Annotated in this window: 14 protein-coding genes and 1 tRNA gene; 11 read left to right on the top strand and 4 right to left on the bottom strand. The window is 69.0% G+C overall.

Annotated features, from left to right (window positions below; genetic code table 11):
- Window positions 1-48 precede the first annotated feature (48 nt).
- The 5 genes from ITJ57_RS15265 (at window position 49) to ITJ57_RS15245 (ending at window position 5,520) form a co-directional block, all read left to right on the top strand.
- A complete protein-coding gene (locus ITJ57_RS15265) occupies window positions 49-1,116 on the top strand; it encodes an aspartate-semialdehyde dehydrogenase (RefSeq protein WP_194670907.1) in 1,068 nt (355 codons plus the stop codon).
- A 29-nt stretch (window positions 1,117-1,145) separates the two neighbouring features.
- The gene (locus tag ITJ57_RS15260) at window positions 1,146-1,868 is read left to right on the top strand and encodes an SGNH/GDSL hydrolase family protein (RefSeq protein ID WP_194670906.1); all 723 of its coding nucleotides are present in this window, start codon (window positions 1,146-1,148) and stop codon (window positions 1,866-1,868) included.
- A gap of 134 nt (window positions 1,869-2,002) precedes the next feature.
- The gene (locus ITJ57_RS15255; RefSeq protein WP_194670905.1) at window positions 2,003-3,469 is read left to right on the top strand and encodes a malate:quinone oxidoreductase; all 1,467 of its coding nucleotides are present in this window, start codon (window positions 2,003-2,005) and stop codon (window positions 3,467-3,469) included.
- A gap of 93 nt (window positions 3,470-3,562) precedes the next feature.
- A complete protein-coding gene (locus ITJ57_RS15250) occupies window positions 3,563-4,213 on the top strand; it encodes a thymidine kinase (RefSeq protein WP_194670904.1) in 651 nt (216 codons plus the stop codon).
- Window positions 4,210-5,520: a UDP-glucose/GDP-mannose dehydrogenase family protein gene (locus ITJ57_RS15245; RefSeq protein WP_056014500.1), complete on the top strand. Its 1,311-nt coding sequence runs from the start codon at window positions 4,210-4,212 to the stop codon at window positions 5,518-5,520. The genes ITJ57_RS15250 and ITJ57_RS15245 overlap by 4 nt, the downstream gene beginning before the upstream one ends.
- On the opposite strand, the gene ITJ57_RS15240 is transcribed toward ITJ57_RS15245, so the two are convergent.
- Window positions 5,496-5,933, bottom strand: a complete 438-nt coding sequence (locus ITJ57_RS15240; protein WP_194670903.1) for a VanZ family protein — start codon at window positions 5,931-5,933, stop codon at window positions 5,496-5,498. The two genes, ITJ57_RS15245 and ITJ57_RS15240, sit on opposite strands and share 25 nt — an antisense overlap.
- Window positions 5,934-6,111: 178 nt before the next feature.
- Between ITJ57_RS15240 and ITJ57_RS15235 the strand changes: the two genes are divergently transcribed.
- The 4 genes from ITJ57_RS15235 to ITJ57_RS15220 all read left to right on the top strand — a co-directional run bounded on the left by ITJ57_RS15235 (window position 6,112) and on the right by ITJ57_RS15220 (window position 9,567).
- Window positions 6,112-7,917 carry a DUF4012 domain-containing protein gene (locus tag ITJ57_RS15235; protein WP_194670902.1) on the top strand — a complete coding sequence of 602 codons (1,806 nt, stop codon included), beginning with the start codon at window positions 6,112-6,114 and terminating at the stop codon, window positions 7,915-7,917.
- 122 nt (window positions 7,918-8,039) lie between these two features.
- Window positions 8,040-8,588 (top strand): hypothetical protein, encoded by a 549-nt coding sequence (locus ITJ57_RS15230; RefSeq protein ID WP_194670901.1) that lies wholly within the window; start codon window positions 8,040-8,042, stop codon window positions 8,586-8,588.
- A gap of 245 nt (window positions 8,589-8,833) precedes the next feature.
- Entirely contained in the window at window positions 8,834-9,370 is a 537-nt protein-coding gene (locus tag ITJ57_RS15225; protein ID WP_194670900.1) for a hypothetical protein, read from the top strand.
- A gap of 123 nt (window positions 9,371-9,493) precedes the next feature.
- A tRNA-Pro gene (locus ITJ57_RS15220) sits at window positions 9,494-9,567 on the top strand.
- A gap of 307 nt (window positions 9,568-9,874) precedes the next feature.
- Here ITJ57_RS15220 and ITJ57_RS15215 read toward each other — a convergent pair.
- From ITJ57_RS15215 to ITJ57_RS15205, 3 genes are all read right to left on the bottom strand, one after another.
- Window positions 9,875-10,849 (bottom strand): metallophosphoesterase, encoded by a 975-nt coding sequence (locus ITJ57_RS15215; protein WP_228507281.1) that lies wholly within the window; start codon window positions 10,847-10,849, stop codon window positions 9,875-9,877.
- 152 nt (window positions 10,850-11,001) lie between these two features.
- Complete coding sequence (locus ITJ57_RS15210; protein WP_194670899.1) at window positions 11,002-13,554, bottom strand: transglycosylase domain-containing protein; 2,553 nt, start codon at window positions 13,552-13,554, stop codon at window positions 11,002-11,004.
- A 120-nt stretch (window positions 13,555-13,674) separates the two neighbouring features.
- Window positions 13,675-16,017 carry a transglycosylase domain-containing protein gene (locus tag ITJ57_RS15205; protein WP_194670898.1) on the bottom strand — a complete coding sequence of 781 codons (2,343 nt, stop codon included), beginning with the start codon at window positions 16,015-16,017 and terminating at the stop codon, window positions 13,675-13,677.
- Between the two features lie 108 nt (window positions 16,018-16,125).
- On the opposite strand from ITJ57_RS15205, the gene ITJ57_RS15200 reads away from it, so the two are divergent.
- Both ITJ57_RS15200 and ITJ57_RS15195 read left to right on the top strand, forming a co-directional pair.
- Window positions 16,126-16,281, top strand: a complete 156-nt coding sequence (locus ITJ57_RS15200) for a hypothetical protein (protein WP_164488328.1) — start codon at window positions 16,126-16,128, stop codon at window positions 16,279-16,281.
- 23 nt (window positions 16,282-16,304) lie between these two features.
- Window positions 16,305-16,775 carry a RidA family protein gene (locus ITJ57_RS15195; protein ID WP_194670897.1) on the top strand — a complete coding sequence of 157 codons (471 nt, stop codon included), beginning with the start codon at window positions 16,305-16,307 and terminating at the stop codon, window positions 16,773-16,775.
- Window position 16,776: the final 1 nt, after the last annotated feature.

Genomic DNA, 16,776 nt, shown 5'->3' with positions numbered 1-16,776 from the left:
CCTGATGCAAGATGGTTCACAACAACCCCTGATCCCAGAGGAATCCCCATGAGCAACGGTGTACGTGTCGGTGTGGTCGGAGCGACCGGTCAGGTCGGCAAAGTCATGCGCCGCCTGCTGGAGGAGCGCGAGTTCCCGATCAGCGAGATCCGCTTCTTCGCGACCGCGCGGTCCGCGGGCACGACCCTGCCGTTCCGCGGCCAGGACATCGTCGTCGAGGACGTCGAGACGGCAGACCCCAGTGGCATCGATATCGCCCTGTTCTCCGCCGGCGCGACCGGTTCGCGGACGCACGCCCCGCGCTTCGCCGCCGCCGGTGCGCTCGTCATCGACAACTCCAGCGCGTGGCGCATGGACCCCGAGGTCCCGCTCGTCGTCAGCGAGGTGAACCCGTACGCCATCAAGGACGCGGTGAAGGGCATCGTCGCGAACCCGAACTGCACCACTATGGCCGCCATGCCGGTGCTCAAGGTGCTGGACGCCGAGGCCGGGCTGTCGCGCCTCATCGTGAACACCTACCAGGCCGTGTCCGGTTCCGGCCTCGCCGGCGCTGCCGAGCTCGCCGGCCAGATCGAGGCCGCCGTCGCCCAGGGCGACCTCACGCGCCTCGTGCACGACGGTTCCGCCATCGACTTCCCGGCACCCGAGAAGTACGTCGCGCCGATCGCCTTCGACGTCATCCCGCTGGCCGGGTCCATCGTGGACGACGGCCTCGGGGAGACCGACGAGGAGAAGAAGCTGCGCAACGAGAGCCGCAAGATCCTCGAGCTGCCGGAGCTGCTCGTCTCCGGCACGTGCGTGCGCGTGCCGGTCTTCACCGGCCACTCACTCTCGATCAACGCCGAGTTCACGAACGACCTCTCGGCGGAGCGCGCGATCGAGCTGCTGCGCGACGCCCCCGGTGTCCAGCTCTCCGACGTCCCGACGCCCCTCGAGGCCGCCGGTGCCGACCCGTCGTTCGTCGGGCGCATCAGGCCCGACCAGAGCGCTCCGGCCGGGAAGGGCCTCGCGCTCTTCATCTCGAACGACAACCTCCGCAAGGGTGCAGCGCTCAACGCGGTGCAGATCGCCGAACTCGTCGCCGCCGAGCTGCTCGCGCAGCCCGCGTCGGTCTGACGGGCTCCCCGGAACCCGACAGGGGAGACATGTCGCGCCCACGCCTGCGCCGACGCTGGTTCGTCGCCTTCATCGCCGCCGCCGTCGCGGTGGCCGCGGTCGTCACCGTGAGCGGTCTGCGTGCTGACGTGCAGCAGACCACCGTGGCGCGTGCCGGGTCCGGCGCGGAGGTGGCGGTCGGTCCGCTGGTCGCGTTCTACGGAGACTCGTACACGAAGGGGTCCGCGGCGTCGGCGCCCGCGGCCCGCTGGTCCTCGCTCGTCGCCCAGGCCGAGGGGTGGACGGAGTACAACGCCGGGTACCCGGGGCTCGGCTTCGTCCGCAAGCGCGACCAGGTCGGCGATGTCGCGGCCGACGTCATCGCGCAGCACCCCGAGGTGCTCATCATCGCGCTCGGCATCAACGACAACTTCGAGTGGACGGGCAACGAGGAGGCGATCCGGGAGGCGATCCTGCCGGAGTTCCAGCGCCTGCGCGACGGCCTGCCCGGGACGCGGATCGTCGTCGTCGAGCCCTGGTGGTTCACGGCGGAGCGTCCCGACTCGCTGGAGCAGATCATCGGCTGGGTCCACGACGCCGCCGACACGATCGACGCCGACTACATCTCGGGGGCATCGCACTGGCTCGACGAGGATCCCGCGACCTGGATCTCCGCCGACGGTCTGCACCCGAGCGATGCCGGGTACGCGCACATCGCGCAACGGATGCTCGAGGAGCTCGACGCCCTGTCGCCCGCACTCCCCGGACGCTGAGGCTCCACTCGGCAGTCGAGCGGACGCCGCGCACGTCGCGGGCAACTGTCTCGACATCGAGCTATCCGACGAATGACGATCACTGACCTCGCGCGCGTGGAGAGCTCGTGCCTCGCCGCGACTAGACTGCTCTGGTGACCGAAACCATCGACGTAGCCCTCATTGGTGGTGGCATCATGAGCGCCACGCTCGCCGCCCTCATCCACCAGGTGCAGCCTGATTGGAAGGTGGAGGTCTACGAGCGCCTCAGCGACGTCGCGCTCGAGAGCTCCAACCCGTGGAACAACGCGGGAACGGGTCACGCGGCGCTCTGCGAGCTGAACTACATGCCGCAGGATGCCCACGGTCAGGTCGACCCGGCCAAGGCCATCGGCATCAACGAGCAGTTCCAGCTCAGCCGCCAGTTCTGGGCGCACCTCGTGGAGGAGGGCCTGCTCGGCGAGCCCGACACGTTCATCAACCCCACCCCCCACATGACCTTCGTGCGTGGCGACAAGGACGTCGAGTACCTGCGGAAGCGGTACGAGGCGCTCAAGGACCAGCCGCTGTTCGCGGGCATCGAGTTCTCCGAAGACCCCGCGGTCATCGCTGAGTGGGCGCCGCTGCTCATCAACCGTCGCGCCGTCGGCGAACGCATCGCCGCCACGCGGATCACGGCCGGCACCGACGTCGACTTCGGTTCGCTCACCCACAAGCTCTTCGACGCGGCGCCGTCCGCCCACGTGCGGTTGAACCACGAGGTCCGCTCGCTCAAGCGGCTGAAAGACGGCACCTGGCGGATCCGGGGTCGGCAGACGCTCGGCCGCTCGCCGATGGAGATCAACGCGCGCTTCGTGTTCGTCGGAGCCGGTGGATGGGCGCTCAAACTACTGCAGAAGTCCGGCATCCCCGAGATCAAGGGCTACGGCGTCTTCCCGATCGGCGGCCAGTTCCTCCGGACCGACAACCCCGCGGTCGTGTCGAAGCACCAGGCCAAGGTCTACAGCCAGGCCTCGGTCGGTGCCCCGCCCATGTCGGTCCCGCACCTCGACACCCGCGTGGTGGACGGTCAGGCGAGCCTCCTCTTCGGTCCGTACGCGACGTTCAGCCCGAAGTTCCTCAAGCGTGGTTCCATCCTCGACCTCGTCACCCAGGTCCGCCCGCACAACCTCTTCCCGATGCTGGCGGTCGCGAAGGACAACCCGAGCCTGATCACCTACCTCGTCGGGCAGCTCCTGCAGTCCCGCTCGCAGAAGATGGAGAGCCTGCGGGAGTTCCTGCCGACGGCGAAGGACGAGGACTGGTACCTCATCGAGGCCGGCCAGCGCGCTCAGGTCATGAAGAAGGACAAGGACAAGGGCGGCGTCCTGCAGTTCGGGACCGAGGTCATCACCGGCGCCGACGGCACGATCGCCGGCCTCCTCGGTGCGTCACCAGGCGCCTCGACGGCCGTCCCGATCATGCTCGACGTGCTGCGCAAGTGCTTCCCCGACCGCATGACGGCGTGGGAGCCACGGCTTCGCGAGATGATCCCGACGTACGGCTCGACGCTGAACGACGCCCCCGCCAAGGCGGCCGAGGTGCTCGGCAGCACCGCCGAGGCGCTCGACATCTCGCTCTGACGCGGTCTCTACCGCTCCGGGGCAGGTGAACGGCTGTCGACGGTCCTCGCCAGCGATGCAACAGGTGCCGTCTCGGAACCCTAAGCTTGCCTGGTGGCGAAACTGTACTTCCGTTACGGGGCGATGAACTCCGGCAAGAGCACCGCCTTGCTCCAGGCTGCCTTCAACTACGAGGAACGCGGTCACCGCGTCCTCCTCGCCAAGCCGTCCCTCGACACCAAGGGCGACGCCGCCATCGTGAGTCGCCTGGGCGTCACCCGCGACGCCGACTTCCTGCTCGGTCCGGACGACGACGCGGTCCAGGTGTTCGCTGAGCACCGCCGACGGGTCGTCGGGGAGACCGGCGCGGACGTCAGCTGCCTCCTCGTCGACGAGGCGCAGTTCTTGCACGCCGGGCAGGTCGACGGCCTCCTGCGGATCGCCCTGTTAGAGGGCATCCCCGTCCTCGCCTACGGCATCCGCACCGACTTCCAGACCGTGGCCTTCCCCGGGAGCCGCCGCCTGCTCGAGGTGTCGCACAGCCTCGAGGAGCTGAAGACGATCTGCCGCTGCGGACGCAAGGCGATCTTCAACGGGCGCCGGTTCGGCGACACCTTCGTCTTCGACGGCGACCAGGTCGCCATCGACGGCACCACGGTCACGTACGAATCGCTCTGCGGCGTCTGCTACCTGCAGGAGTCCGGCGGCCGACTCTCGTCCACCTCTCCCACCGTCCGACCCACCAGCGAAGGATCACACGCATGAAGCTCTCCGTCATCGGCTGCGGCTATCTGGGAGCCGTGCACGCGGCCGCCATGGCATCGATCGGTCACGAGGTCGTCGGCATCGACGTCGACCCCGCGAAGATCGAGGCGCTCGCTGCCGGTCGTTCGCCGATCTTCGAGCCGGGACTGCCTGAGCTCCTCCTCGCCGGTGTCGAGTCCGGTCGCCTGCGGTTCAGCACCGACATGGCCGACGCCGCCGGGGCGACCATGCACTTCGTGGCGGTCGGTACACCGCAGAAGGCCGGTTCCAATGCGGCCGATCTGCGCTACGTCGACGCCGCGGTGACGGCGCTCCTCCCGCACCTGTCGGCCGGTGACGTCGTCGTCGGCAAGTCGACCGTGCCCGTCGGGACCGCAGCGCGCCTCGCCGAACTCGTCGCCCCCACGGGTGCCGTGCTCGCCTGGAACCCCGAGTTCCTCCGCGAGGGCTTCGCCGTCCAGGACACCATCGCCCCCGACCGGCTCGTCTACGGTCTGCCTCCGGCCCCCGAGGACGCCGCTGTCGCCCGCGCCGCGTTCGACGAGGTGTACGCGCAGGCGCTCGCCACCGGGACGCCGCTCGTCGCCACCGGCTACTCGACCGCCGAGCTCGTCAAGGTCGCCGCCAACGCATTCCTCGCCACGAAGATCTCGTTCATCAACGCCATGGCGGAGATCGCCGAGGTCACGGACGCGGACGTCACGGAGCTCGCCGACGCGATCGGTTACGACGCGCGCATCGGCCGTCGCTTCCTGAACGCCGGGGTCGGCTTCGGCGGTGGCTGCCTGCCGAAGGACATCCGCGCGTTCACCGCGCGTGCCGAGGAGCTGGGGCGCGGCGAGTCGGTCGCGTTCCTCAAGGAGGTCGACGCCATCAACCTCCGTCGTCGTCAGCGGGTCGTCGACCTCGTCGTCGAGGAGCTCGGTGGGAGCGCCTACCAGAAGCGTGTCGCGGTGCTCGGACTCGCGTTCAAGCCCGACAGCGACGACGTCCGTGACTCGCCGGCCCTCGACGTGGCCGTCGGGCTGAACGGTCTCGGTGCGAAGGTCCTCGCGTTCGACCCGGAGGCGGTGCCCAACGCGCGTCGTCTCCACCCGCAGCTCATGTTCGCGGAGTCCGCCGAGGAGGCGGTGACCGACGCCGACATCGTCGTGGTCGTGACCGAGTGGAAGGCGTTCCGCGCCCTCGACCCGGAGGCGGTGGCGGCGCTGACCGCCGGCAAGATCGTCGTTGACGGCCGCAACTGCCTCGACGTCGACGCGTGGCGTGGCGCCGGCTGGCGCTACGTCGGTCTCGGTCGCCCCTGACCGCTGACGAGGAGTCGGACGACGAGCACGATCGTCGCGCCGAGCAGCCCTCCGGCGGCGTTCGCGTAGACGTCGGCGATCGTCGCGACCCGAGCAGGGAGCAGCGTCTGGCCGAGCTCGATGGCGACGGAGAACGTCGTCGTCGTCAACGGAGCGATCCACCACAGCTTCAGCGGCAGCTCCAGCGCGAGGAGTGCACCGAGCGGGATGAACAGCACGACGTTCGCCGCGGACTCGACGAAGCGGTAGTCGAACCAGGACGGCGCTCCGGCGGCCTGGAGTCGATCGATGAGCGCCAGCAGGGTGTCCCGTCCGTCGGCGTCGACGGGCGTCGGCCAGAACGCGATCCCGAGCATGACGCACAGGCAGACCAGCAGCAGGACCCCGATGACGATTCGAGGTGTGCGGGTCATCTGCGGTGCGGCTCCAGATCGGTCGTCGGGCGTGCCATCGGCACCTCGCAATCGTAGGCCATGGCGTGCCCGCGGCCCGGTCGACGGGCGGCCGCTTGCCCCAAAACGGGGGCGTGCAGCGCCCCGTTCCGCCCGTCGACTGACGGCTAGGCTGTGCCTACCCGAACAAGGAGCACTCTTGGCTGACCCACGCCCGGCGACTGCCGGCATCCCCACGAGTGGTCGCCGACGGTCCCGCCTCTGGTGGATCGCGCTGGCCGTGCTCCTCGTCGTCCTCGCCCTCGGAGCGTGGCTGGGTGTCCGCGCATCCCTCGCGAAGTCCGCCCTCGAGGCGGCTCAGGCGGATGCCAAGACCCTCCAGACGGCCGTACTCGACGGTGACGCGAGCGGGACGGACGCCACCCGACGGTCGTTGTCGGCGCACACCGGCGAGGCCGTCTCCCTGACGAGCGATCCGGTGTGGCGCGCCGCCGAGGTCCTCCCGTTCTTCGGGGTGAACTTCTCCGCGGTCCGTGAGGCGGCAGCCGCGACCGACGACGTGGCGGACGAGGTGATCCCGTCGGTCGTGGAGATCGCCGGTCGCGTCAACCTCTCCTCGCTCCTCCCCGGCGACGGGTCGATCGCCACCGAGCCGTTGCGCGACGTCGCTCCGAGGGTGGCCGAAGCCGAAGCCGCGGCCGCCGCTGACGCCATCGCGGGTCGCGTCGACACGATCAGCACGGACGGTGCCCTCCCGGTCGTCGCCGACGCCGTCGAGAAGCTCACGCGGACCCTCGATGATGCGAGCACGATGCTCGACACCGCCGCGCGCGCCACGGCCCTCCTGCCCGACATGGCGGGTGGTGCGGGACCGCGGAACATCATGGTGATGATCCAGAACAACGCGGAGGTCCGCTCGAGCGGCGGCATCGCCGGTGCCGTGGCGCTCATCCACGCGGAGAACGGCGTCATCTCCTTCGCCGGGACCCGCGGCAGCGACGACTTCTCCAAGTTCCCAGCCCCGGTCCTGCCGCTCACCCCGTTCGAGCAGAACGTGTACACCGACAACCTCGGCACCTACATCCAGGACACCAACCTCACGGTGGACTTCAGCCGGACCGGCGAACTCGCCGCCGCCATGGGCACCCGGGTGTTCGGCGTGCCCATCGACACCGTGGTCGCCATCGACCCCTACGTCCTCGCGCACCTGCTGCAGGCGACCGGCCCGGTCGCCCTGCCGGACGGCTCCGAACTCACCGCGGACAACGCCCCGAAGACGCTCCTGAGCGACGTCTACGCGCGGTTCCCGGACCGGCTCGTCCAGGACGCCTTCTTCGCCGCCGTCTCGGGTTCGGTGTTCGAGAGCATGATCTCCCGGTCACCGGACCCCGCCGCGCTCGTCGAAGCGTTGTCGGCATCCGCTGCCGAGAACCGGCTCCACCTCTGGAGTGCCGTGCCCGCCGAGCAGACGCTCATCGCCCAGACGACCCTCGCCGGGATCCCGCCCGCGACCGACGACGACGCCGTGTACACCGGGGTGTACCTCGAGGACCTCACCCGGGCGAAGATGGACTACTACCTGGAGACGAAGGTCGACCTCCGCGACGCCCGCTGCACGAGCCAGGGCGCTGAATACGTCGTCGCCGTCACCCTCACGTCCACCGCGCCGGCGGACGCCGCGACGTCCCTGCCCGACTACGTGACCGCGGGCGGGCGCTTCGGCACCCCTCCCGGCGACATCGCGACGCGCGTCGTGATCCACGGACCACTCGGCGCGGCCCTCCTCGGTGCCAGTGACGGAACCGACCTCGCGGTGAAGGCGGTGACCGACCCTAATGGTCGCCTCTACGCGCAGACGGACGTGACCCTCACTCCGGGGGCATCGACCGAACTCGTCTTCACGGTGGTCGCTCCCAAGGCCTCCGACGTACCCCCAAACCTGGTCACAACCCCCGGAATCACGGGCAAAACGACGATTTCGACCTTCCCTCACTGCGGGTCCTGACATAGCATGACAACACCTTAGGAAGCCACGCACCCGAATTCGTGACCCTGAGGAACCTCGCGCGGACGCCCACCCGAAATCGGCGGACGCAGGGGTATTCGACGTTCCTTGGGGATACACACATGAAGCGCACCCTTGCCCTAGCATCGCTCTGCCTGCTCGCCGTCTTCGCGGTCCCGACCGCGGCGAACGCAGCGACCGACTCGTCCACGTACGGCCCCGCCGGCTGTGCCACGCTCACCCCGGTCTCGGTGACCCAGGGGGAGTCCACCGTGTTCCGTTGCGACGGAACCTTCGACCCCGGCACCCCGGTGACGGTCACGGTCGACGGCCCGGGCTGCAGCGTGCCCGCGCCCGCCAAGCCGAACACCGCCGACGCGACCGAGCAGGCCGCAGGCCAGAGCGCTGTCCCCACCTCCGGGACGTTCAGCGCCGACGCCGCTCGCGCGTTCGCCGTGACGATCTCGACCGACGCGACGAAGTCGGGCACCTGCATGGTGACTGCGACCCAGGGTGCGACCACCGAGAGCGCCTCATTCCAGGTCTCCGAGCGTGAGTTCGCCTCGACCGGCTTCGACGGTGGAGCCCTGCCGTGGATCGGTGGCGGCCTGCTCGTCGTCGGCGCCGGCGTCGTCACCGCGCTCGCCGTCCGTCGCCGCAAGACCGCCTGATCGGGTCATCCGGTCCCGGGTCCGCGAGCACGTCTCGTGGGCCCGGGGCGGTCAGGGTGCCCGTACCCCCAAAGGTGGTCACATCCGCGGAATCCCGCGGTTTTCGGCGGCTCCGGCGGCAACCGCTGGCCTAGCATGATGACGGCCATGGAGGCCACGAGTGACCAGTGCTCGGCTCCAGGCCCACTGTCCGCATGACGCGTCATCGCACCGCATGCGCCATCCGCGCACCTAGGGGCCTGCACATGAACCGAACTCTCTCCGCCGCCGCACTCGTCCTCCTCGCCGTCGTCGCGCTGCCCACCGCAGCCAGCGCCGTCGAGGGTGAGAACTACGGACCGGGCAGCTGCAACTCGATCACGCCCGCGAGCGTCGCCCGGGGCGCCGCGGTCACCTACTCCTGCTCGGACTTCTGGGCGGCGAACCAGACGGTGTCGATCACGATCGACTCGTCCGCTGCAGGCGGCTCCACCCGTACGCTGTCGACCGTCGCCGACGCGGCCGGTGACATCGACGTGTCGATCGACACCGCGGCCGACCCCGCCGGCACGTACACGCTGACGGCGACCCAGGGCGCCGTGAGCGACTCGTCCGACTTCACGGTCCTGGACCCGTCCGAGGCCGCTGCTGCAGCCGCCGCGTCCGACCCGTCCGCCGGGGGCAACGCCCTCGCCGACACCGGCTTCGCCGGAACGGCCCTCCCGTGGGCCGCCGGAGGCCTCCTCGCGGTCGGTGCCGCAGCGCTCGGTACCGTCCTCGTGCGCCGCCGCCAGCAGGCCTGAGATCACGGACCGGTCGGGCGTCGACGACGCCGCCCGATCGATCCGGTCCAGGATCGGCTGATTCTCGGAAGTGGCGAACAGCCGCTGAAAAATCGGCTATCCTAGACAAGGCCTTCGGGCCATCGGGGTGTGGCGCAGTTTGGTAGCGCGCTTCGTTCGGGACGAAGAGGTCGTGGGTTCAAATCCCGCTACCCCGACAGTATTAGCCCGGTCAGACAAGCAATTGTCTGACCGGGCTTCTCTGTTTTTCGGGATGGCGAACCGCTGAGCCGGCGGGTTGCACATCCCGCTACCCCGACAGCAAAGCCCGGTCAGGCAAGCAATTGTCTGGCCGGGCTTCTCTGTTTTTCGGGATGGCGAACCGCTGAGCCGGCGGGTTGCACATCCCGCTACCCCGACAGTATTAGCCCGGTCAGACAAGCAATTGTCTGGCCGGGCTTCTCTGTTTTCGGGGATGCTCCGGTCCCTGAGCTTGTCGAAGGGCGGTGTACGCCCCGAGCCGCCTCAGACCGCGGTGCGGCGGGGGAGCAGCGTCACGAGCGACGCCTCCGGGCGGCAGGCGAAACGGACCGGCGCGTAGATGGATGTCCCGAGGCCCGCCGACACGTTGAGGTACGCGGAGCGGAGCGCGTGGCGCCACACGCTGAGCCCCTTCACCTGCTTGCGGGGGATGTCACAGTTGGTCACGAGCGCGCCGTAGCCGGGCACGCAGACCTGCCCGCCGTGGGTGTGCCCGGCGAAGATGAACTGGGCCCCCTGCGTCACGAACGCGTCGAGCACGCGGCGGTACGGGGCGTGCATCACCCCGACGGTCACGGTGTGTGCCAACGCAGGGTCGTCGGTCGAGAGGGTCTCCGCGTCGAGCCGCTCATCGATGAGGGCTGTCAGCGTGTCCAGGCGGTCGAAGTGCTTGTGCGGGTCGTCGACCCCGAAGAGGTCGAGTCGTGTCCCGCGAACGGTGATCTCGCCGACCGCGTTGTTGAGGTCCAGCCAGCCGAGGTCCTTCATGAAGAACCGTTCGAGCGCGCCGGTGTCGAGCGTCGTCGGGGAGACGTGCTTCGAGGAGGTCTGCGTGAAGTACTTGAACGGGTTCTTGGCGCTCGGACCGTAGTAGTCGTTCGAGCCGTGCACGAATGCGCCGGGGACGCCGGCGAAGACGGACAGCGCGGCACGGATACCGTCGATGCCGTGCTCGTGGCCGAGGTTGTCGCCGGTGTTGATGACGACGTCCGGGCGGAGCTCGGCGAGCTCGCGCAACCACGCCTGCTTGCGACGCTGCCACGGAGCCATGTGGAGGTCGGAGAGGTGGAGCACCGTGATCGGCACGGCGTCCGGTGGCAGGACGGGAGCGGTCACCCGGCGGAGCGTGAAGGCGTTGCGTTCGACGAGGGACGCGTACCCGAAGGTGAGGGCGCCGAGGCCGGCTACGACGGCCGCCGCGGTGCCGAGTCTGCCGCCGGTGCTCATGGGTGCCGCCATCGATCGTCTCCTTCTCGGTCGTCGGGTGGTTCCGACCGTCCCCCGAGCGTACCGGGTGCGCCCTCCGAGGATCCTCGGAGCGCCCCTCGTGGAGGACGCCGAAGGGCCCGGTCGGGAGTATCCGACCGGGCCCTTCGGGTTGACGCGAGTCGCTAGCAGCTGGTCTTGGAGACCGTGACCGTGACCTTGCCGTCCTTGCGCGCCGCCGTGCCTGCCGGGGGATCGACCCCCGTCACCTTCGGGGTCGTGGCCGCCGGATCGACGGCACACTTCTGGCCCACGTTCGCGAACCCGGCGCCTTGGATGGCCGCCTTCGCCGCGTCGTACGTGCCGGCGCCGCTGACGTCAGGGACGATGCCGAGCAGGCCGTTGCTCGTGTAGACGGTCACGATGGAGCCCTTCGGGACGGTGCCGGAGGGGTTCGTGCTGGCGGCCTGGCCCGCCGGCAGCGCAGAGTCACCGGCGCCACCGTTCTCGAAGCCGAAACCGGCGTCCTCGAGCAGCTTCTGCGCCTCTTCGATGGTCTTGCCGGCGACGTCGGGCACCTGGACCGACTGGCCGTTGATCAGCGACGGATCCGGGTCGCCGAACGCCGAGCCGCCGAACTTCGCGTTCGCGGTCGCCATGATCCGCGGCCAGATCTTGTGTCTGATCGTCGCCACCTGGCCCGCGTCGAAGTACGTGCGGCGAAGGTTGACGTGGCCGGTCGCGTTGAAGACACCGACGATCGTCGCGGCCTGGGTACTGGCACCGCTCATCCACGTCGCCTCGTTGTTGTCGGTGGTACCCGTCTTGCCGATGAGCGGGATGCCGTCGCCGACGCGCGAGGAGCTCGTCGTGCCGCCGTTGAAGGTGGCCTGGAGCGCGACGTTGGCCGTGGCCGCGACGTTCGCCTCGAGGCCGACGCGGCAGTTGGCCGCCGGGACCGGGATCTCCGTGCCGTCAGGCTTCACGACGCGGTCGATCGCGATCGGGTCGCAGGTGGTGCCACCGGACGCGAAGGTCGCGAAGGCGGTCGCCATGCTGAGCGGCGCGACCTCGTTGGTGCCGAGGACGGTCGCGGGGGACTGGAGCAGCGGCCCGCCGTCTGCGCGGTGGACGCCCATCGACTCGGCCGTCTTGCGGATGCCGCAGAGGTCGAGCTGCTTCGCCATCGCGATGAAGCCGGTGTTGATGGACTGCTTCGTCGACTGGAGCGCGGTGTACTGGCCACCGTTGCCACCCTCGTCGTTACCGGGGTTCCAGTCGGAGCCGGCGTAGACGGTGCCGCCGTCGGCGCAGGAGTCCTTGAACGTGCCCCACGGCGATCGCTTGCGGCCGTCGACGCCCTCGTTCAGCCCGTGGCCTTCCTTCAGCCATTCGGCCAGCGTGAAGGTCTTGTACGTCGATCCGGGCTGGAAGCCGGTGGATCCGCCGTAATCGACGTCGGTGTTGTAGTTGACGGCCGAGTAATTCGAGCCGAGGGCGAGGGTGTCCTCGTCGCTCGCGTAGTCCTTGTTCTGCGCCATGGCGAGGATGCGCCCCGTGCCCGGCTGGACGGTGACCGCCACCGCTCCGATGTCGAGCTGATCGCTCGCGTGCGGGATGTAGGCGTCGAGCGCGGTCTGCGCCGAGTACTGCAGGTCGAGGTCGAGGGTCGTGAACACGTCGTAGCCGCCGCGGTTGAAGGCAGCCCAGCGCTCATCCTCGGTCGCACCGAAGATCGGGTTGTTCTGGAACACTCGCGTCACGTAATCGCAGAAGTAGCCCGCTCCCGGGCTCACGTTCACAGCCGTGATACAGCCGGTGCTCGACGGCGTGATCGTCGGGGTGATGACCGTGACGATCGCCGCGTCGTACTGCTCCTGCGTGATCTTCTTCTCGTCGAGCATCTTGCCGAGGATGTAGTCGCGCCGGTCCTTCGTCTTGCTGTAGCCGTCGGCCGCGCCGTTCACCTCGTTCTCGGGCTGGTCGAAGCGCAGGTTCGACGGGTTGTTCACCACGGCGAGCAGCGTCGCCGCCTGCTCGAGGGTGAGGTTCGCGGCCGTCGTGTTGAAGTAGTAGTTGGCGGCGGCCTCGATGCCGTACACGCGCCCGCCGAAGCCGGTGATGTTCAGGTAGCCGCGCAGGATGTCCTGCTTGCCATAGCGCTTCTCCAGGCCGATGGCGAAGCGCATCTCCTTGAGCTTGCGCTCCGGAGTCGTCTTCGTCGCCTCTTCGTACGCGGCCTTCATCTTGGCCTCGTCGGTGATGGCCTCGGCCTTCTGCACGAGCACGTTCTTCACGTACTGCTGCGTGATCGACGATCCACCCTGCAGATCGCGCCCCGTCGCGCTGACCGCGACCGCTCGGATCGTTCCGGTGAGGTCGACGCCGCCATGCTCGTAGTAGCGGGGGTCTTCAGCCGCGATCGCCGCGTCCTTGACGAACTGGTTGATCTGGTCCCAGCCCACCTCGATGCGGTTCTGCTGGTAGAAGGACGCAAGCAGCTGCGGGTTGCCCGCGCTGTCCGTCGCGTAGATGTTGGACTTCTGCGCCAGCTCGTCGAGGGCCAGGTAGTCGGGGAGACCGTCGAACACGTTGATCGTGCTGTTGGTCGCGATCCCGGTGACGGCGAGGGCCGGCGTGACCGTCGCGGTGACGAGGACACCCGCCGCGACGCTCAGCCCGAGGAAGCCCAGGAGGCCGCCGAGCACACCGGTGGCCGTGCGATGTTGTTGAGGCATGGATCGATGCTAAGCGACATTCCTGAAAAAGGCCCGCTCAGGGCGGTGTCGAAACCCGATCGTTGTCGGGCCGGCGGCGGGAGGCCGGGCGACCGACCGGCCCGCCCGCCGTCCACCCGATCAATCCGGAGGGCCGTTGCCGTTCCCGTTCCCGTTGCCGTTGTTGCCGTTCCCGGGTGCGGCCGGTTCGCCGGGTTCACCCGTGCCGCCGGTGCCACCCTCGTCGCCCGGTGCCGGTGTCGGCGCCTGGGTGGGTGCCTGCGTCGGGTCGGCGGTCGGCGCCGGCGTGGGGGTCGCATCCTCGCCGCTGCCGCCGGACCCGTCGCCCTGCAGGGTCGCGCGATCGGCCTCCGGGAAGTCGCCGCCAGGATACTTCGCCAGCGCGGCCGACATGATCTGCGGCCAGATGAGGTGCCGCATGGAGGCGACCTGCGTGCCGTCGATGTAGGTGTCGCGGAGGTTCACATGCCCGGAGACGTTGAACGTGCCGACGACCGTCGCGACGGTGGTGCTCGCGCCGCTCATCCACGTCGCTTCGGCGTTGTCCGTCGTCCCGGTCTTGCCGATCAGTTCGCCGACCCCGTCGGTGCGGCTGCCGGAGGCCGAGGCGGTGCCGTTCGACACCACCCCTTGGAGGACGTCGTCGGCCGCTGCGGCCACCTTCGCGTCGACGGACTGGCGGCAGTTCGCCGAGGGGACCTCTGCGGTGGAGCCGTCGGGCTTCGTGATCGAGTCGATGGCGATCGGGTCGCAGGTCTTGCCGCCAGCGGCGAGGGTCGCGAAGGCGGTCGCCATGCTCAGCGGAGCGACCTCGTTCGTCCCGAGCACCGTGGCCGGGGAGTTGTTCAGCGGTGCCCCGTCGGCGCGATGGACACCCATCGACTCGGCCGTCTTGCTGATGTCGCAGAGGTCGAGCTCCTGCGCCATCGCGATGAAGGCGGTGTTGATCGACTGCTGCGTCGCTCGACGGACCGTGTACGAACCGGACTCACCCTCGTCGTTCCGCGGACTCCATCCGGCGTCGGCCTGCTCCGTCCCACCGGGGACGCAACTGTTCTTGAAGGTGCCCCAGTCGGATCGACGGTTCGCGTTGATCGATTCGTTGACGCCCTTGCCTGCCTTCAGCCAGTCGGTGAGGGTGAAGATCTTGTACGTCGACCCGGGCTGGAACCCGGCCGAACCGCCGTAGGCCTGATCGGTGTTGTAGTTGATGGCGCTGTAGTTGGCGCCCGTCGCGAGGACGTCGGGGTCCTGCGAGTAGTCCTTGTTCTGCGCCATCGCCAGGATGCGCCCGGTGCCGGGCTGCACGCTCACCGAGACGGCGCCGAGGTCGGCCTCGGTCGTCGTCTTCGGCACGTACTCGTCGATCGCGGTCTGTGATGCGCCCTGCAGATCGAGGTCGAGGGTCGTGAAGACGCTGTATCCGCCCCGCTTGAAGTTGGTCCAGCGCTCCTCCTGGGTGGCGCCGAAGATCTCGTTGTTCTGCAGCACGTTCGTGACGTAGTCGCAGAAGTAGGCGGCCGATGCGGCAGCCGAGCAGCCGGTGACCGGTGGCACGATCGTCGGGGTCACCGGGACCGCGACGGCTGCGTCGTGCTGCTCCTGGGAGATCTTCTCCTCCTTGAGCATCTGGTCGAGGACGTAGTCCCGCCGGGTCTTCGTCAGCGCGTACCCGTTCGCGGCCCCGTTGTCGGCGTTGTCCGGCTTGTCGATGCGGAGGTTCTCGGGGTTGTTGACGATCGCGAGGAGGGTCGCCGCCTGCTCCAGGGTGAGGTTCGCGGCGGTGGTGTTGAAGTAGTAGTTCGCGGCGGCCTCGATCCCGTACACCCGGCCACCGAACCCGGAGATGTTCAGGTACCCACGGAGGATGTCCTCCTTGCCGTACGTCTTCTCCAGGCCGATCGCGAGCCGCATCTCCTTGAGCTTGCGCTCCGGGGTCGTGGCCGTCGCCTCTTCATAGGCCTTCTTGCTCTCGGCAGCATCCGGGATCGCCTCGGCCTTCTGCACGAGCACGTTCTTCACATACTGCTGCGTGATCGAGGAGCCACCCTGCGTGGACCCGCCGGCGGCGTTGTTGACGACGGCGCGGACCGTGCCCGCGAGGTCGATGCCACCGTGGTCGAAGAAGCGCGGGTCCTCGGCCGAGACGGCCGCGTCCTTCGCGAACTGGGAGATCTGATCCCAGCTGTCCTCGATGCGGTTCTGGTCGTAGAAGGAGGCGAGGAGCACCGGGTTGCCGGCGGAGTCCTTCGCGTAGATGCTCGACTTCTGGGCGAGCGAGTCGAGCTGCAGGTAGTCGGGGAGACCGTCGAAGACGGTGATGCCAGTGGACGTGGCGAGGCCCGTCATCGCGATGGCGGGGGTGACCGCAGCGGTCGCGAGGACACCGGCGGCGACGCTCAGGCCGACGAAGCCGAGGACGCTCTGCACGACCGTCTTCGCGGGGGTACGTGGTTCAGGCATAGGATCGAAGGTAAGCGGAGAAACTGTGAGCGAGCTTCACCCGGTGCCCGCCACGTCCGTCCCCTGCGCATCCGCCTCGCTGTGCGGAGCGCCCGATCGAGGAGAGACATGACCCGCTGGGAGTACCTCACCACGCCGTTGATGATCCACAACACGGCAGCCATCCTGAACAACTGGGGCGGGGACGGCTGGGAGCTCGTCCAGGTCGTCACCGGTCCTGAGGGCGGCCTCGTCGCCTACCTCAAACGACCCATCGCCGACTGACCACACGACCCGGAGGAGCCCCCATGTCCCAGATCGCCGATCGACTCGCCGAGCTCGACATCACCCTGCCCACCGTCGTTCCGCCCGTGGCCGCGTACATCCCCGCGGTCGTGTCCGGCGACCACGTCTTCACCTCCGGTCAGCTGCCGATGACCGACGGCAGACTCCCGGCCACCGGCAAGGTCGGTCAGGGCGACGGCCTGGTCTCGCCCGCCGACGCGAAGGCTTACGCCCGCACCTGCGCGCTCAACGCGCTTGCCGCGGTGGAGAGCCAGATCGGTTCGCTCGACCGCGTCACCCGCATCGTGAAGGTCGTCGGCTTCGTCGCCTCCGACCCGGCGTTCACCGGCCAGCCCGGCGTCATCAACGGAGCCTCCGAGGTCCTCGGCGAGATCTTCGGTGACCTCGGTGTGCACGCCCGTTCGGCTGTCGGCGTCGCGGTGCTCCCGCTCGACTCGCCCGTCGAGGTGGAGCTCATCGTCGAGTTCGCGTAGC

Origin of the sequence: Plantibacter sp. VKM Ac-2880 (genome assembly GCF_015351235.1) — a bacterium.
Classification (GTDB): Bacteria; Actinomycetota; Actinomycetes; order Actinomycetales; family Microbacteriaceae; genus Plantibacter.
Note: the sequence above shows the minus strand (reverse complement) of the source record. Positions and strands in the feature narration are given on the sequence as shown.

Coding starts and splice junctions, on each gene's coding strand:
- ITJ57_RS15265 (WP_194670907.1), top strand. CDS start 49: ATGAGCAACGGTGTACGTGTCGGTGTGGTCGGAGCGACCGGTCAGGTC.
- ITJ57_RS15260 (WP_194670906.1), top strand. CDS start 1,146: ATGTCGCGCCCACGCCTGCGCCGACGCTGGTTCGTCGCCTTCATCGCC.
- ITJ57_RS15245 (WP_056014500.1), top strand. CDS start 4,210: ATGAAGCTCTCCGTCATCGGCTGCGGCTATCTGGGAGCCGTGCACGCG.
- ITJ57_RS15240 (WP_194670903.1), bottom strand. CDS start 5,933: ATGACCCGCACACCTCGAATCGTCATCGGGGTCCTGCTGCTGGTCTGC.
- ITJ57_RS15230 (WP_194670901.1), top strand. CDS start 8,040: ATGAAGCGCACCCTTGCCCTAGCATCGCTCTGCCTGCTCGCCGTCTTC.
- ITJ57_RS15225 (WP_194670900.1), top strand. CDS start 8,834: ATGAACCGAACTCTCTCCGCCGCCGCACTCGTCCTCCTCGCCGTCGTC.
- ITJ57_RS15215 (WP_228507281.1), bottom strand. CDS start 10,849: ATGGCGGCACCCATGAGCACCGGCGGCAGACTCGGCACCGCGGCGGCC.
- ITJ57_RS15210 (WP_194670899.1), bottom strand. CDS start 13,554: ATGCCTCAACAACATCGCACGGCCACCGGTGTGCTCGGCGGCCTCCTG.
- ITJ57_RS15205 (WP_194670898.1), bottom strand. CDS start 16,017: ATGCCTGAACCACGTACCCCCGCGAAGACGGTCGTGCAGAGCGTCCTC.
- ITJ57_RS15200 (WP_164488328.1), top strand. CDS start 16,126: ATGACCCGCTGGGAGTACCTCACCACGCCGTTGATGATCCACAACACG.
- ITJ57_RS15195 (WP_194670897.1), top strand. CDS start 16,305: ATGTCCCAGATCGCCGATCGACTCGCCGAGCTCGACATCACCCTGCCC.